Origin of the sequence: Eggerthella sinensis (assembly GCF_003339815.1) — a bacterium.
Classification (GTDB): Bacteria; Actinomycetota; Coriobacteriia; order Coriobacteriales; family Eggerthellaceae; genus Eggerthella; species Eggerthella sinensis.
The window spans coordinates 55,875-71,632 of the sequence record NZ_PPTT01000022.1 but is presented as its reverse complement, the minus strand read 5'-3'; the positions used below and the strand labels follow the sequence as shown (position 1 = coordinate 71,632).

General features: G+C 63.6%; 11 protein-coding genes and 1 tRNA gene. 3 read left to right on the top strand and 9 right to left on the bottom strand.

What is annotated here, in order from left to right:
* Nucleotides 1-556 precede the first annotated feature (556 nt).
* Complete coding sequence (locus C1876_RS12355; RefSeq protein ID WP_158544686.1) at nucleotides 557-2,011, bottom strand: helix-turn-helix transcriptional regulator; 1,455 nt, start codon at nucleotides 2,009-2,011, stop codon at nucleotides 557-559.
* 143 nt (nucleotides 2,012-2,154) lie between these two features.
* Here C1876_RS12355 and C1876_RS12350 point away from each other — a divergent pair, with 143 nt between their 5' ends.
* Entirely contained in the window at nucleotides 2,155-3,819 is a 1,665-nt protein-coding gene (locus C1876_RS12350; protein ID WP_114547027.1) for an FAD-dependent oxidoreductase, read from the top strand.
* A 101-nt stretch (nucleotides 3,820-3,920) separates the two neighbouring features.
* On the opposite strand, the gene hypD is transcribed toward C1876_RS12350, so the two are convergent.
* The 4 genes from hypD to C1876_RS12330 all read right to left on the bottom strand — a co-directional run bounded on the left by hypD (nucleotide 3,921) and on the right by C1876_RS12330 (nucleotide 9,674).
* Entirely contained in the window at nucleotides 3,921-5,006 is a 1,086-nt protein-coding gene (gene hypD / locus C1876_RS12345) for a hydrogenase formation protein HypD (protein ID WP_114547026.1), read from the bottom strand.
* Nucleotides 5,006-5,257 (bottom strand): HypC/HybG/HupF family hydrogenase formation chaperone, encoded by a 252-nt coding sequence (locus C1876_RS12340; protein WP_114547025.1) that lies wholly within the window; start codon nucleotides 5,255-5,257, stop codon nucleotides 5,006-5,008. The genes hypD and C1876_RS12340 overlap by 1 nt, the downstream gene beginning before the upstream one ends.
* Nucleotides 5,248-7,878: a carbamoyltransferase HypF gene (gene hypF / locus C1876_RS12335; RefSeq protein WP_114547024.1), complete on the bottom strand. Its 2,631-nt coding sequence runs from the start codon at nucleotides 7,876-7,878 to the stop codon at nucleotides 5,248-5,250. The genes C1876_RS12340 and hypF overlap by 10 nt, the downstream gene beginning before the upstream one ends.
* A gap of 77 nt (nucleotides 7,879-7,955) precedes the next feature.
* Nucleotides 7,956-9,674 carry a phosphoglucose isomerase-related protein gene (locus C1876_RS12330; RefSeq protein WP_114547023.1) on the bottom strand — a complete coding sequence of 573 codons (1,719 nt, stop codon included), beginning with the start codon at nucleotides 9,672-9,674 and terminating at the stop codon, nucleotides 7,956-7,958.
* Nucleotides 9,675-9,952: 278 nt separating this feature from the next.
* Here C1876_RS12330 and ngr point away from each other — a divergent pair, with 278 nt between their 5' ends.
* The gene (ngr, locus tag C1876_RS12325) at nucleotides 9,953-10,693 is read left to right on the top strand and encodes a nigerythrin (protein ID WP_170139523.1); all 741 of its coding nucleotides are present in this window, start codon (nucleotides 9,953-9,955) and stop codon (nucleotides 10,691-10,693) included.
* A 107-nt stretch (nucleotides 10,694-10,800) separates the two neighbouring features.
* Here the strand turns inward: ngr and C1876_RS12320 are convergent, their stop codons facing one another.
* The 3 genes from C1876_RS12320 to C1876_RS12310 all read right to left on the bottom strand — a co-directional run bounded on the left by C1876_RS12320 (nucleotide 10,801) and on the right by C1876_RS12310 (nucleotide 14,058).
* Nucleotides 10,801-11,514 carry a LytR/AlgR family response regulator transcription factor gene (locus C1876_RS12320; protein WP_009305719.1) on the bottom strand — a complete coding sequence of 238 codons (714 nt, stop codon included), beginning with the start codon at nucleotides 11,512-11,514 and terminating at the stop codon, nucleotides 10,801-10,803.
* Nucleotides 11,515-11,673: 159 nt separating this feature from the next.
* Nucleotides 11,674-12,561, bottom strand: coding sequence for a tyrosine-protein phosphatase (locus C1876_RS12315; RefSeq protein WP_114547021.1), 888 nt, complete (start codon nucleotides 12,559-12,561; stop codon nucleotides 11,674-11,676).
* A 69-nt stretch (nucleotides 12,562-12,630) separates the two neighbouring features.
* Nucleotides 12,631-14,058, bottom strand: coding sequence for a Sapep family Mn(2+)-dependent dipeptidase (locus C1876_RS12310; protein WP_114547020.1), 1,428 nt, complete (start codon nucleotides 14,056-14,058; stop codon nucleotides 12,631-12,633).
* A gap of 200 nt (nucleotides 14,059-14,258) precedes the next feature.
* Here C1876_RS12310 and C1876_RS12305 point away from each other — a divergent pair.
* Nucleotides 14,259-14,341 (top strand) — tRNA-Leu (locus C1876_RS12305).
* A gap of 49 nt (nucleotides 14,342-14,390) precedes the next feature.
* Here C1876_RS12305 and C1876_RS12300 read toward each other — a convergent pair.
* Nucleotides 14,391-15,758: a serpin family protein gene (locus C1876_RS12300; protein ID WP_114547019.1), complete on the bottom strand. Its 1,368-nt coding sequence runs from the start codon at nucleotides 15,756-15,758 to the stop codon at nucleotides 14,391-14,393.

Sequence of the window (15,758 nt, the reverse complement as noted above, 5' to 3'; positions counted from 1 at the left end):
CGACGGGCACCTTCTCGGAGGTCGCGGGCTCCTCGGGCGGGATCATCGAGTAGTCGCAGCGGCCGACGATGACGCGCTTCAGCGGATCCCAGTCGTTCCAAGAGCTGACTATCTTCGCCATGACAGTCTCCTTTCTCCGGCAGCGCTTCCGGCGCTACCTATAGATGGCACAACTACAAACCTTGCAGCTTTCTAGGAGAACGTGCCGCGACATCGAGCCCGTCGTGGCAAGTCCTTCGAGATTTGCCGATGACGCAGTTATACCATCTTTTTTGTTCATCTGCAACAGGAAATTACGTAGACATTTGAGCAAAACGTATAAGCAAATTGTTCAAATGCACAAAAATTGAGTAACCTGCATATTTACACTTTATGCAGTTTTTGGCCCAATATTGGATAATATTGGCAATTGATTCCCTCGTTCTGTATAGCGATGGAATCAATCTCAAAAGTCATGCACGGGACGCACCGAACATGAGTGCGCTGCCGAACATATGGTGTGCACAAGCAACAGGTTCAATTTACCATCCGTATATTTTTCCGCCACACTTGGGAATCACGCGGCTGACGATTCGTCTTCGGCAAGAAGCAGATCGAACATTTCCTGGCGCCCATGCACGTTAAGCTTCGCGTAGATATGCGAGATGTGCGTTTTCACCGTTCCTTCGGACAGCACCAATTCCTCACTGATGAATGCACGCGAACGACCCTGTGCCAACATCATGAATACTTCCGTCTCGCGCGGAGACAAGCCGTAGCGCTGAGCGACATCCGCACGACGGTCCACCATCGTCTCGGGAGGCACCGCGGAACCCTCCTCGCCTCCCCCGCGATCAATGAGCCACATGACCAACACCACCAGCACGAGAGCAACCAGCAGAATAACGGCATTGCTCACCACGCCCATACTGAAGAATGCCGCCACCCACACGATAGACACGACGTCGTAAAAGCCGGTGGATAAGCCCACCACGCGAAACGGCGACGCACCCTTCAGGCGAATAGCCGTGACGGCAAGCGTCCAAAACAGCGCATGGGTGAACGCCTCGACCGCCGTAATGAACACTTCCGCGGCGGCGGCCACGAGGCCCGACGACGACGGAGCGAGCGCCGTGACGAAGAACGCGATGACCACCACGAGGAATGCCGGCATGAAGCGGCGATTAAGATGAGTTTTCACCCGCTTGACCAGCACGAAGTATCCCAGGCATACGAGCACCGCCGCCACACACACCGTTCCGATAGCCGTCGGGATAGCATCCCTGAACTGATTAAGCGGATCGCCGAAGAAGCCGAGGGGCGTCAAAACGCGCGTCGTGGCAACCGCGAGCGCCCCCACGAGAATCTGGGGGACGAGATAGCGATACGACGCGGAAGCGTCCGGAGCGGGCTTCCATTCATCGGACTCCACACGAGTGCGCTCGCCGCGTCGCGCCGCCGCTGCCAACGCCGCGATGGCGAACGGCAGCAGGATGGCCAACCCCACCTGCGAGGCTTCGGGCAACGCACCCGTACACATCTGCACGAGCACTGTTTTCAGCGCCAAACTGGCTACGATGCTGCCAACGGCGCACGACATGCTTTGCGTCTCGGCCAGCATGCCGCAGAACAGGCACGTGAACCACGTGTATCCCGCGCCAGCCACGACGATGCCCAACAACGCCACCACTTCAGGCGCGAAAAACGTCTGTTGCGCAGCAATGGCGAACGCCATCGTACCGAACGAAGCCGCCAGGGGCATGCAGTAAAACAAGGTGCTCTTCGCGCGTTCGAACTGACGGGGGATTGCCGCCATGGCCGCAGCGAGCAAGAGCAAGCCCACCAGCCAATAGACGCGCATGTTGCCCAATTCCGTGAGCCCCGAATACGACAAGGCAAAGCCCGACGAGTGACCGAACAAGTCGGCCCAGGCAGCCAGCAAAGCCCACCCCACGGCAACGCAGCAGGCGGTGCAGTAGTGTTTGATAACGCTCAGAACGTGTCCCCTCCCCGGCTTCAGTGGCCCCATCATACGACCGCCCTCCGCCCAGCGCAACATCATCCGTTTTGGGGATGCCCCTGATCAGCAAGTTCTCCCTTTTCGGCGATAGGCAAGCCCCGCGCAAAAGACGATGATCGAGCAGTTGTTGCTTCATCGTCGATCAAGGAGAGGTTATGAACAACAGAGCATGCGAATCGACAGAGCCCACGCAGGCGCTCACGCATACGCAAACGCGGCGCGGTTTCGTAAAAACCGCGAGCATCGCGCTTGCGGGGGCGGCCGCCATGGGCTTGGCCGGATGCGCGCCGAGCGCAACGGGCAGCGGGAACGCAACCGCGAAGGCGGGCGACATTACGTGGGACGAGGAGTTCGATGTCATCGTGGTGGGCGCGGGCATCGCCGGCAACGCGGCGGCGCTGACGGTTGCCACCGAGGGCAACGGCGCGTCCTGCCTGCTCATCGAGAAGGGCTCTACGCCGAGTGGCAACAGCCCCTTCTGCAAAGGCGACGCCATCTGGACAAAAGACGTCGCGGCCATGAGCTCGTATATGAAGGAGCTCTCTCACGGCACCACGCCCGACGACGTGCTGGAAGCGTATGCGCAGGGTCTCGGCGAGATATACGACTGGGTAATCGAGATGGGCGCCAACAAAGAGGAGATGAGCATCACCGAGCCCACAACCGACCCCGAAGAACGCAACGCCGAATATCACGAGCTGGAAAACTCCTATGCGTTCGGCTACTTCGCCATTGGAAAGAACACGGACGTGGAGGTGAAGGGACCCGATCATGTGCAGGTGTTCTTGCAAGACGCCGTCGCACAACACAGCGACATCGTGGACTACCGCACCTCCACGCCGCTCGTTGACCTCGTGCAAGACGAATCCGGCGCCATCGTGGGCATCGTGGCGGGCGAGAAAACCCCCACGTACATCCGCGCAAAGCGCGGCGTCATTCTGTGCTTGGGAGGCTTCGAGCACAGCCCCGAGATGATGCAGAATTATCTGGGCCAGGGAGCTGCCGTACCCGCAGCGGGCTCCCTCAACACGGGCGACGGACATCGCATCTGCGCGCGCATCGGCGCCGATTTCTGGCACATGAACAACTGCGCCGGGTTCTGGATGGCCGGACGTGACCTGGAAAACACCACGTACACGAACCCGCCCATCTTCAAACCCGCGCCGAAGGGTTTCGGCATCACCGTCGGCGTGAACGGCCGCCGCTTCTACATGGACTGGGACGGCTACAACGTACGCGAAAAGTACCCGTATATGTCCGATATGAGCGTGCACGTGGGGTCGCGGCACGGCCACATGCAGTTCGGCGGCGAGTGGCCGCATCTGCCCATGCCTTCGAAAGCATGGTTCCTGTTTGATGCCGAGGGTTTGGCGCAAGGCGCCATTCCCCCTTCCACCACGAAGGGCGAACCCGATAAGGAAGGCTACGCGCTGGCGGCGAACACCATCGAGGAGTTGGCCGCGCTCATGGAGGTGCCGGTTGACGAGCTGGTGACCACCGTCGATCAGTGGAACGAATGCTGCGCGAACGGGAAGGACGTGTACTTCCATCGCCCCGAAAGCACGCTCGTGCCGGTGCAGACGCCGCCGTTCTACGCGCAGCTGTGCGCGCCGTCGTTCCTCAACACGGATGGCGGCCCCGTGCGTGCAGCCAACGGCGCCATCCTCGACTACGACGGAAACGCCATTCCGGGACTGTACTCGGCTGGCGAGTTCGGCTCCATCTGGGGACACTACTACGAGGGAGGCGGCAACGTGGCCGAATGCCTCGTGTTCGGCCGCATCTCCGCGAAGAGCGCTCTGGGGAATACAGCAGCGTAGGAAAGCAAGGCGGGCCGAAGCATTTCTTCGGCCCGCCTTATGGTTGCGAACGAATGTTTCACGTGAAACATTCGGGAGGTTCGCCGCCCTTCTCTGCTTCCTTAGTAGTACCGGAAGTAGGCGGCGCAGCTGCCTTCGCTGGACACCATGCAGGGGCCCACGGGGTTCTCGGGCGTGCACACGGTGCGGAACAGCGGGCACTCGTTCGGCGCCATGATGCCGCGCAGCACGTCGCCGCAGCGGCAGCCCTTCGGGTCTTGCGTGGGCTCGATGTCGGGTTGGAAGCGGCGGACGGCGTCGAACTGCGCGTACTCCTCACGGATGCGGTAGCCCGAGCCGGGAATCTCTCCCAGGCCGCGCCACAGGGCCGTGCATGTTTCGAACACCTCGTCGATGGCGGCCATCGCCACGGGATTGCCCTCGGGCATGACGCCGCGCGCGTAGGCGATCTCGATTTCAGCGCGGCCCTCGTGCAGCTGGCGCATGATCATGGCGATGCCCTGCAGCACGTCGACCGGCTCGAAGCCGGTGATGACGCCGGGGATGCCGTACTTCTCGGCCAAGAACTGGTACGGCTTCGCGCCGATGATGGTGCTGACGTGGCCCGGCAGGATGAGCGCGTCCACCTTGAGCTGCGGGTCGTTGATGATGGCCTCGAGCGCGCCGGGCATGTTCTTGTGCGCGCCGAACACGCTGAAGTTCTTGAGGCCGGCCGCGGCCGCGCGCTTGATGGCCATGGCCACGAGCGGCGTGGTGGTTTCGAAGCCTACGCCCACGAACACGACCTCGCGGTTGGGGTTCTGCTCGGCCAGGGTGAGCGCGTCGAGCGGCGAGTAGACGATCTGCACGCTGCGACCCGCCGCCTGCTCTGCCAGCAGGCTGGACGTGGAACCCGGCACGCGCGTCATGTCGCCGAAGGTGGCGATGATGACGTTGGGAACGCGCGCGAGAGCGATCACCGTGTCGATGTCCCGGTTCGAAGTCACGCACACGGGACAACCCGGACCGGACGCGAGGCGCGTGCCCTCGGGCATGAGGTTGCGAATGCCGTTGCGCGCGATGGCAACCGTGTGGGTGCCGCACACCTCCATGAGCGTGGCGCCGCCCGCGGGCGACAGCTTCGCGATGGACTCGATGAGCCCGCGCGCGAGCGTGGGGTCTTTGAAGGCCGCGAAATCGGGCTCCATCACAGCACCTCGCCGAGCGGGATATCCTCGCCTGCCAGTTCGGGGAACTGCTTGATGAGGTCGATGGTTTCCTGCGCGTAGTCGGGGTCCACCACCTCGATGGCGAATCCGGCGTGCACGAGCACGAAGTCGCCGAGGTTCGCCTGCGGCGTGAGGTCGATCGAGATGTCGCGCGTGACGCCGAGGATGTCCACGGTAGCCAGGCGGTTGTCCTTCATCTCCGTGATTTTTGCAGGTATGGCTAAGCACATGGCTGTTCTCCTTCTTCGTTGTTCGAGGCCCATGCTACCACAGCTTGGCCGAACGAAATGCAGCCGTCGTTAGGCGGTAGGTCGCGATTGACGGCCACCGTGAAACCGGCGGATTCGAGCTGCGCGAGGGAATGCTCCAGCAGGTAGCGGTTCATGAACACACCACCGGACAGCGCCACCGTGTTGATATCGTACACGCTGCGCACCAGCTCGGCCGCCATGACGATGGCCTGCACGAACGCATCGTGGAAGCGACGCGCGATCACGACCGTGGGCACCTGCGCAGCGAGGTCGTCGAGCAGCGCGGCGAACGTGGGGGCCGCATCGAACAGGACGATCGAAGTATCCTGCGCGGTGCTCGTGGAGGTCGCCGTGTTTTTCACGACGGCGAGAGGGTAGGTGGACTCCTCCGAGGCGCTTTCCCCCGAGGCGACCGCATCTCCCCCCATTGCGCCCGCATCTCCCCCCATTGCGAGCGCATCTCCCCCCATTGCGCCGCGAGGAGGGGTGGCTGGTTCATATGCCTCATCCGCGGCGCAAGGAGCGGGCGCGCATGACGAGGGGGCGCAGGGCGCTTCCCCTTCTCCGATCGCGGCTTCTAGCAGTATTGCGGGCTCTCCTTCGTAGGTGGGCTCCGTGCAGACTCCCAGGAGGGCGCTTGCCGCGTCGAAGAGACGTCCGACGGAGGATGTCATGGGGGTGTTGATGCCGCGGTCGATCATCTGCTCGCAGATTGCCGCCTGCTCGCCCAATGCGGCGAGCGCCTGCTGAGCGCCGGGGTGTTCCAGCAGGTCGAACGCCCACAGCACGCCATAGGCCATGCGCAGCGGATGCTTCACCGCCGCAGCACCGCCCGGCATGGGCACGTAGGCGAAGTTGGCGAACCGCTCGAATGCCGACAGGTTCGACAGCAGCACTTCGCCGCCCCAGATGGCACCGTCCATACCGTAGCCGGTGCCGTCGAACGCGATGCCGCACACGGGACCGGTCAGCCCGTGCTCGCCCATCACCGACACGATGTGCGCCTGATGGTGCTGCACCTCGGTGAGGGGCAGGCCGCGCTTCTCGCTCTGCTCGCGCGCCCACTTCGACGCGAGGTACTCGGGGTGCAGGTCGCACACGAGGTGCGTCGGCTCGATCTCGAAGAGGGTCTCGTAGCGGTTCTTCGCCTGAAGCCATGCATCGTAGGTCTCGGCGTTTTCGAGGTCGCCGATATGCTGGGAGACGAACGCCTCGGAATCGCGCGTGAGGGCGAACGTGTTTTTCTGTTCGGGACCGGTGGCGAAGAGGGAGACGGGGGCCGGCGCACCGGACGGGCTGCAAGGGATGGGCGGCAGCGCGAGCGGGAGGGGGGCGTAGCCTCGGGCTCGGCGGATGAACTGGACGGCTTCGCCGGCGCTTCCTGCTTCGATCACGCGCACGACGGAGTCGTCGTAGCGAGCGCGGATGGCGCGGTTGTGGCCCAAGAACGCGTCGGCAACGCCGAACAGCTTCTCGTACGCGTCCTCGTCGTCGATCACGATGGGTTCGTCATGGATGTTGCCCGAAGTCATGACGAGCATGACGGGTCCTTCGACTCGCTGCGCTCGCTCAGGATGACAGAGGGACGCTTCCGCAAAGTCGTGCAGCAGCAGGTGCTGGATGGGCGTGTACGGCAGCATGACGCCCAGTTCGGGCAGCTTGTCGGCCAAACCGGGGGCGAACGCGGCGTCCTCCCGCTTGCGCAGCAGCACGATGGGGCGCTGCGTGGCCGTGAGGATGTCCTTCTCCGCCTCGCCCACTTCGCAGAAGGCGCGCACGGCTTCGGCATCCTGCATCATGACGGCGAACGCCTTGCCCTCGCGGCGCTTGCGAGCGCGCAGCAGCGCCACCGCTTCGGGGTTCTGTGCATCGCACACCAGATGGAAGCCGCCCAGGCCCTTCACGGCCAGAATCTTGCCCGCCAGCAGCAGCTCGACGGCGCGCGCCAGAATGGCGTCGCTCTCCTCGCGCGTGGCACCCCACGAGATAGGGCCCAACGGCGCATCGATGTCGTCGCCTTCATGCTCGCGCCAGCTGAGGTGCGGGCCGCACTCGAAGCACGCATCGGGCTGCGCGTGGAAGCGACGGTCGAGCGGGTCGCCGTACTCGCGGGCGCAGCGCTCGCACATGGGGAATTCCTTCATGGACGTGCTCTTGCGGTCGTAGGGCAGTTTCTCGATGATGGTGAAGCGCGGGCCGCAGTTCGTGCAGTTGATGAACGGGTAGCGATAGCGGCGGTCGTTCGGGTTGAACAGCTCGTGCGCGCAATCGTCGCAGGTGGCAAGGTCGGGTGACACGAGCGTGGTCTTCTCCACCGTTCCGGCGTCCGAGAAGCGGATCTCGAACGAGTCGAAGTCCTCGAGCGGCACTTCTTTCAGCGTCACCTCCTCGACGCGCGAGGCCGCCGGAGGGTTCTCGGAAAGTTCGATGACGAACTCGTCAAGCAGCTTCGTCTCCCCTTCCGCATGGATGAACACGCCGTCGGTGGCGTTCAGCACCCAGCCGTCGATCAGGTACTTCTTCGCCAGCCGATAGACGAACGGGCGAAACCCGACGCCCTGCACGATGCCCTTGACCTGAATATCGAGCGCTTCTTTCATGAGCACGCCTCCGTAATCTACGAGGGCGGCACAATGGCCGCCCTCGGTGTGTACATGTCGCTCCGTCGCCAGCCTGCTTACGCCGACGGAGATTCCAGCGTTTCGAGGATGCCGGAAATCACTTCGGCCAGCTGGCGCAGCGTGACGCCCGAGTTGTCGGGCAGGTGCAGATGCACCACGCGCCGTCCGCGATCGGCCAGCGTCACGAGGTCGCCCGACGCCTGCGCCTTCGCCAGCGAGCCCAGGCTCTCGGCTTCCTGCTTCAGCGGGATGTCCTTCAGCTCGTCGGCCGACAAGATGAGGAACACGCCGCAGTTCGGGCCGCCTTTGTGCAGCTGCCCCGTGGAATGCAGGTACCGCGGGCCCACTTCGAGGCAGGATACCACGCCGCGCTTTTCGGCCACGCCGTGGCGGATGGTCTCGAGCGCTTCGCGACGGCCCTCGCCGGTGAACGGCAAGAACGCGTTGAGCGCGAAGAAATCGCCCGGTTGGATGCTGGTCAGCAGCGCACGCAGCGCGCTGCGCACGTCGTTGCAATCCTTGAAGCACGGCGAGAGGCGCACTTCCACCTCGCCCATGTGCACGTCGTCGATGAAGTCCTGCACGAAGTCGGGCTCGGGCTGACCCTCCTTGAGGATGTCGAGCACCACGGCCTTCGCGGACGCCACGTCGGGCTGGTCGAAGGGGCAGATCTTCATGAGGTAGCCGCACATGGCGATGGCGTATTCCCACATCACGAAGTGTTCGGCAAGCTCTTCCACCGTGTCGATCTTGTAGTTGGCGCGCGGGATGGCGGGGTCGATGTAGGACAGGCTCATCTCGAAGTTGCGGCGCTCGTCCCACAGGTCGGTGCGCGTGAGGTACATGATGACGCTGCGGTCGCCCGGGTCCTTCGTGAGCAGCAGCGAGTCGATCTCGATGTTCGGCAGAATGCCCTGACCATCTTTGCCCAGGCTCTCGGCCACCAGCTGCTCGATCCACAGGCCGAGCACGCGGCCGCGCTTCGGCGTGAGGAACGTGAACTTGTTGCGGCCCTGCAGGTAGTTGTCGTAGAGGAACGACGCCAGGCCGATGGCCGGATTGTCGATGGCGTCTTCGCTGCACTGACGCTCGGCGTCAATGGCGTGCGCCATGAATTCCTCCAGATCGATGCCCACAAGCGCCGCCGGCAGCAGGCCGAACACGGAAAGGGCCGAGAAGCGGCCGCCCACCGTGGGTTCGCCGGAGAACACCGCGGCCCACCCCTCCTCGCGCGCCTGGCGCTCGAGCATGGAGCCGGGATCGGTGATGGCCACGAGGTGCTGCACGAGCTCCTCTTCGCTGATGCGGTCGGCCACGGCGTCGCGCACGGCGCGCAGGGCGAGGCGCGGCTCGATGGTGCCGCCGCTCTTCGACGAGATCACGAACAGCGTGGTTTCCGGCTTCGCCTCGGCCAGGATGGCGCGAACGCGCACCGGCGAGTCGGAGTCGAGGGTTTTGAACGTGATCTTCGAGGAGTCGGGCTTGTTGTATTTGGTGATGGTCATGGGCGCCTGCGTCGAGCCGCCCTGACCGATGAGCACGACCGTCTTCAGCCCTTGGGCGATGATCGAATCGGCGAAATCTTGGATGTCACGCAGGGAATACGGCGGATTGCTGGCAAGGTCCGTCCACCCCATGTAGTTTTCGGAGCATGCACGCGCTTCGTCGGAAAAGCAGTACAGGCTCGCATCCTTGTCGTGGATGCGGCTGGCAACGCAGTCCTTCACGAGGGTTTTCGCGGAAGGGTAGAGTTTTTCTACATCACCGGATAGCATACAACCTTCTTTCAGCGTAATTCCCTCCATTCTAGCAAACGGTGACGAAACGTGCCCACTCCCTTTAGGGCCGTGATGGAATTGTGGATGAAACGTGTGCGCGGCTCGTCGCGAACTATAACCAAACTTGTTGCAGTTCACTATTGATTCTTATTACTTATTGGGATATAGTATCGTTTATCGACGGGTACAAAGAGGAGGCCCGTCAGGGAGACGAGGGAGGAACCATGTCCGATATCACACGGAGGAATCTGCTGAAAGGTGCTGCCGTCAGCGCTATGTCGATCTCGACGATGGGCATTCTGGCCGCCTGTGCCAGCGAAGCGAAGCCCGAAGCCAAGGCCGAGCCTGCCGCTGACGCTGCCAAGACCGACGCCGGGGCCACCGCGAACAGCGAGTACGTTGCCGAGGTGCTCGACCCGCAGGCCATGCCCGACGCAAGCACCGCCAGCAACTTCAATGTGGTGACCGAGAGCAAGACCACCGTCGGCACTACCTACGAGAACCTCATGACCGCCATCACGGGCGAGACGGGCGCCACCACGAAGTACGAGGCGTTCGCCAAGGTTGCCGAGAAGGAAGGCTTCGACGTTCTGGCCCGCCTGTTCCAGTGCACGTCCGACGCCGAGAAGATCCACATCGGCCTCGAGTACGACCTGGCCAAGGAAATCGACCCTGCCACCGAGAAGCCCGAGCCTCCCACCATCGAGGGCGAGGCGAGCGATCTCAACCTGATCACCGGCGCAAACGGCGAGATTTACGAGACGTCCGACATGTATCCGGCCTTCATCAAGAAGGCGCAGGAAGAGGGCAACAACAAGGCCGTGCAGGTGTTTACGCGCGCCAAGCTTGCCGAGGCGTACCACGCGAAGATGTACCTGGACGCCTACACCACCATCGACACCCCGTTCGACGGCAAGTACTACCTGTGCCCCATCTGCGGCTACATCCACAAGGGCGAGAACTTCGTCGCCTGCCCCATCTGCCTGGCCCCCAAGTCCTCCTTCACGGCCTACTAGAACGTTTGCACACCGCACACGAGACGGGCCCGGAAGCAGCTGCTTCCGGGCCCGTTTGCTTCGTGCTATAGAACGAATGTTTCACGTGAAACATTCTTGCAGGTTCGCTACAGCCCCAGCGCCTTCTTCAGGGCGGAGACGCGGCGGCGGGAGACGGGGATCTTCTCGTCCACGGCGTTGAGGGTGAGCAGCAGCGTGCCGCCCGACACCGATTCGATCTCCTCCACCATCGACAGGTTCACCAGGTAGCCGCGGTGCACGCGGAAGAACCCGTGACCGTCGAGGCGCTTTTCCAGCTGAGCGAGGCTCACCGTGGAGAAGTAGCGGTCCGTGTCCGTCTGCAGGTACGCGTAATCGTCGCGCGCCATGACGAAGCGGATCTTGTCGATGCCGATGAGGATTTTCTTGCCGCCCTTTTCGACGGGGATGCGCTCGGACTTCTGCGCCTGCACGTGCAGCGACACATGCTCGCGCACGCGCGAGATGGCCTGCGACAAGCGCTCGGTTTCGACCGGCTTCACCAGGTAGTCGATAGCGTTCACCTTGAACGCGTCAAGCGCGAACTCGCTGTACGCCGTCACGAACACCACCGCGGGCGGGAACTTGAGGTGCTGCAACGCCTCGGCCAACTGCAAGCCCGTTGCTTCGGGCATGTTGACGTCGAGGAACATCACGTCGCACGGATACTCTTTGAGCTTCTCGATGGCTTCGCGCACGCTGGCAGCTTCGGCGACAACCTCGGTCTGCCCCAGTTCGTCAAGCAGGAACTTCAGCTCTGAACGCGCAGGAGCCTCGTCATCGACGATCATCGCTTTCAACACCTAAGCCTCCTACCTTCCGTACTTTTGCCTCTATCGTGCACTCATTATAAATCAAGGAACGCCGAAACCGCGCAAAAGCCGGAAGATAGGATCAACCCGGCGACGAAAAACCGCCGACCGCCGCTCAGCCGCCGCAAACGCGCCGCCACCCCGCCGCCGTTACCCTTGCGGGTTGTCCGTCAGGTAGCGCGCGCGAAGGGCGTCGCGCTTCTCGTCGGTGACGTTGAGCTGATCGCGCACGAACGCGTCCACGCTGCCGTAGTGCTGCTCCACAGCGTCGAGCGCGGACTTCAGGAAGCGCGGGTCGGCGGAGTTGATCACGTGGATGCTCTTGTCCAGCTTGTCGCCGAGGCCGAAGGACGACAGGGCGTCCATGATGTTCTGCGTCTCGGATTGCACGTAGTTGTTCGTGGCCAGGTAGTCCTGTTCGATGGCCTCGCGCTCGACGCCCAGCACGTACAACAGCAGCGCGGCCGCCAAGCCGGCACGATCCTTGCCGATAGTGCAGTGCCACAGCACGGAGCCCTCGTCGGTGGCAAGCACGTCGTCGAAGAACTGCGCGAACCCCTGCTGGCTCTTCTCGTCGAGCATCATGCGCTCGTACACCTCCGCCATGATGCTGGCCGGGTCCTTCTGCAGCGTGCGCAGGGCCTTGAGCGCCTGCATCATGCCGCCTTCGCGCGTCACGCCGAACGCGGCCGTGCTGAGCACCGGGGCGTCCACGAATCGCACGCCCATCAGGCCGTCTTCCGGGTCGGGATGCTCTTTGCGCTCCTCGGCGGTGCGCAGGTCGATAACCGTGCGCACGTGGTAGTCGTCGAGCAGCACCTCGAGGTCGCGCGTGGTGGCGTGGTCGAGCGCGCCGGAGCGCAGCAGGCGCGCGTGCTTCACGAAGCGCCCGTCGGCGGTGGGCAGGCCGCCCACATCGCGCGTGTTCGGCAGGCCCTCGAGCACGATGCGGCCGCCCACCTCGTTCTCGAGGCCTTCGGCAGGGGCGATGCCGATGGCGGGCGCAAAGTCGGTTGGTACGGTATCGAGTTCGGGCATGGGAACCACCTTTCAAAACAGAAGCGCCCCAGCCGCGCGAAGCTGCTGGGGCGCAGTCGGAATCGTTCGTTACTGCAGGTCGAGCTGCATGAGCTTGTCCAACGTGAGCGCGTAGATCTTGAAGGACTGCTTGAGCAGGTCTTCGCTCACGCCCTCGTCGGGGCCGTGCATCATGCCCACCCATTCGGGGTCCTTGATCCACGGCTTCTCGGGGCCGAAGCTGGCGCCGCTCTTGAACTCGCGCGCGTACGTGCCGCCGCCCATGGTGAACGGCTTGGCGTCCTCGCCGGTGGCCTCGTTGTACGCGTTCAGCAGCGCCTGGATCACCGGGGTGTCCGGCTTCACCAGGAAGGGCTCCATGAGCAGCGTGTTCTCGAAGGAACCGCCGATTTCGTCGGTGAGCTGGCGCAGGCGCTCGCTGATCTCGTCGGCCGTGATGGATGTGGGGAAACGGCTGTCGAGCGTCTGCACGAAGCGGTCGCCTTCCAGCTTGATGGTGCCGCCGATGACGGTGAGCGCGCCGAAGTACTCGTCGGAGCTCTTGATGCCGATGCCACTGCCGTCGGTGTGGTTGAGCAGCTTCTGGTCGAGCTCGAGGAACGCGCGCTCGTCGGCGCCGCACAGGCCGTTCGCCAACAGATAGTCCACGATGAGCCCGATGGCGTTGACGCCCTCGTCCGGCGTGGAGGCGTGCGCGCCCTTGCCCGCGGCCTCGATGCGCGCAAGGCCCGCGCCAGCCTCGGTGATGGTGATGCGATCTGCGGCCGGCAGTTCGCTGGCCTCGGCCTTCACCACTGCATGGGCGATGCCGGGCACCGCGTTCGTGGCCGCGCCGCCCTCGAACTCGGCGATGACGCGGGCGCATTCCTGGATGGGCTTGCTGGTGATGACGCCGTCGTAGCCGCCCTTTTCGCCGTAGCACACGGGGAATTCCGCATCGGGCGTGAACAGGAACGCGGGGTCCTCGTAGTGCTTGTGGTAGTACTGCACGTCGGCCATACCGGATTCCTCGTTCGCGCCGAACAGGAAGCGGATGGTGTACGGGAATTGCGACACCGCGCCCTCATCCTGCAGGTCCTTCCAGAACTTCATGGCGTGCAGCGCGACAACGCTCGGACCCTTGTCGTCAAGCGTGCCGCGACCGACGAGGTAGCCGTCCTTGCGCGTGACCGCGTACGGCTCGAAGTTCCAACCGGGGCCGGCGGGCACGACGTCCATATGGCCGATGATGCCGAGCTGCGTCTCACTCGTGCCGGGGAAGTCGGCGAATCCGATGTAACCCTCGGCGTCGTGCGTCTGGAAGCCCATGTCGGCAGCCAGTTTGAGCGCTGCGGTGAGCGCTTCCTTCGGGCCGGGGCCGAACGGGGCGCCCTCGGCGGCCTTGTCGAGTTCTTCGAAGCTGGGAATGCGAACGAGCGTCGTGATGTCGTTGACCATCGTCTCCCAGTTTTCCTCGAGATACGCGTCGATTTTCTTGGTAAGTCCTTCATGCTCCATAGATGATGCCTCCCGACTCTCAATGCGCGTGGCGCGTTAGGGTGCCGGCGCAGCCATCAGGCCGCGCGGCGAAGATCGTTCCATTATGACCGTTGCCGAATCGACATGCCAGCGCATCATGCATATGTTGAGTGATTGTCGCCGAACGCTGGTATTTCTGCTCGACGGTTTACGGGGCATCCGGTATACTTTCGTGTTGCGCCCGAGTGGCGGAATGGCAGACGCGGCGGTCTCAAAAACCGTTGTCCTAGACGTGCGGGTTCAAATCCCGCCTCGGGCACCATCCGCAAACGAAAGCCCCCGGTATCAACCGGGGGCTTTTTTGCATGGCGCTACGCTGTTTCGGCGGGGTTGCCGCAGACGCCTATGAACAGCGGAATGCCCTGGGACGACGTGATCTGGAAGAGGAAGGGGCGGTCGAGGCGCAGCTCGACCTCTTCGCCTTCGGGGGCCATCGCGGACATCTCGCTGATGCCGATGTTCGTGTACGCGCTGGCCTCGGCGCCCTCTTCGTCCCAGCTCACGTGGCTTTCCTGCTTCACCATGGAAATATAGGCCGGCGTGGACGTGAGCTTGGAGAAGTCGGCCTCGTCGCTGAAGGGGGTCTGCATGCCCAGGCGCTCGAGCGCCGGGATGAGGTCGAACGTGGTGTCGAACGTGGCTTTCGGCACCACGTAGGTGACGAAGCCGTACTCGTCCTTGTTCGCGTCGACTTCGAAGGCGGCAGACAGGCGCTGCTCATCGGCCAGCAGATCGGCGGGCGTTACGCCCTCGGACGGCAAGACGAACGTCATCGTGGCGCCGCCCGTGAACCCGAGGCTGGCGCGCAGGAAGTCGTCGGTGCGCCGGAAGTTCGCCAGCTGGTCGATGCGCTGCGTCATGAAGTCGGTCTCGACGTCGCCCGAAGCAGCATGGAAGGTGGCGGGCGCGGTGTTCGAGGTGTCGAAGGTGTCGGTCCAGCCGCCCTTGAAGTAGATGGTGTTGATGATGGACAGCAGCAGGTCGCTGTCGGTTTTCACGTCGGGCTCGATGGTGCCGCCCGTGTTCTCGGCAATCCACGCGGCGATGGCCTGGTCGGTGGCGTCGGTGCCGAATTCCACCGAGAACGGCGTGGCGTAGAACTGCTGCACCGCCGTGTCGATGAACGACTGCTCGAAGGGATTGCCCTTCGCCATCCAGATGGAGTTCGCCAGGTCGACGGTGGAGAACGGGTCGGTTGCGAGCGTGCGGAACAGGTTGCCGCACTGCTGCGCCACGTCCGCGCCCGCGGGCGCGCCGAGCACGGCGCCGATCTCGTCGGCCGTGGCGCCCGCCGTGCCTTCGTTGGCAAGTGCGAGCGCGTAGTACAGGCTGAGCGGGGAATACGTGCGGTTCACAGGCGTGTCGGCAGGGGCATCGGCCGAAGCGTCGCCGCCGAGCACCGAGGCCGAGCTGCGATACGCGAACGCCGAAAGCGAATCGACGAACGCCTGGTCGACGGGATTTTCCTCAAGCGTGTTCAGCCACGAATCGGGATCGTCTTCCGCAGCCTTCTGCGGTATGGCCGGCGATGCGACGGCGAACTGGCCGGCTGCGCCGTTGGGCTTGTCCTGGGCGCAAGCCGAGAGCAGCGCCGCAGCCGCCACCAACGCGACAAGCACCGCAGCCATCGCCGTGGTTTTCCAGGTGAGGCTGTCGCCCCGATGCGCACTTCGGTTCAT

What these genes read in the sequence shown, in the direction of transcription:
- C1876_RS12355 (WP_158544686.1), bottom strand. Translation starts at nt 2,011, where the DNA reads ATGATGGGGCCACTGAAGCCGGGGAGGGGACACGTTCTGAGCGTTATC.
- C1876_RS12350 (WP_114547027.1), top strand. Translation starts at nt 2,155, where the DNA reads ATGAACAACAGAGCATGCGAATCGACAGAGCCCACGCAGGCGCTCACG.
- hypD (WP_114547026.1), bottom strand. Translation starts at nt 5,006, where the DNA reads ATGGAGCCCGATTTCGCGGCCTTCAAAGACCCCACGCTCGCGCGCGGG.
- C1876_RS12340 (WP_114547025.1), bottom strand. Translation starts at nt 5,257, where the DNA reads ATGTGCTTAGCCATACCTGCAAAAATCACGGAGATGAAGGACAACCGC.
- hypF (WP_114547024.1), bottom strand. Translation starts at nt 7,878, where the DNA reads ATGAAAGAAGCGCTCGATATTCAGGTCAAGGGCATCGTGCAGGGCGTC.
- C1876_RS12330 (WP_114547023.1), bottom strand. Translation starts at nt 9,674, where the DNA reads ATGCTATCCGGTGATGTAGAAAAACTCTACCCTTCCGCGAAAACCCTC.
- ngr (WP_170139523.1), top strand. Translation starts at nt 9,953, where the DNA reads ATGTCGATCTCGACGATGGGCATTCTGGCCGCCTGTGCCAGCGAAGCG.
- C1876_RS12315 (WP_114547021.1), bottom strand. Translation starts at nt 12,561, where the DNA reads ATGCCCGAACTCGATACCGTACCAACCGACTTTGCGCCCGCCATCGGC.
- C1876_RS12310 (WP_114547020.1), bottom strand. Translation starts at nt 14,058, where the DNA reads ATGGAGCATGAAGGACTTACCAAGAAAATCGACGCGTATCTCGAGGAA.
- C1876_RS12300 (WP_114547019.1), bottom strand. Translation starts at nt 15,758, where the DNA reads ATGAACCGAAGTGCGCATCGGGGCGACAGCCTCACCTGGAAAACCACG.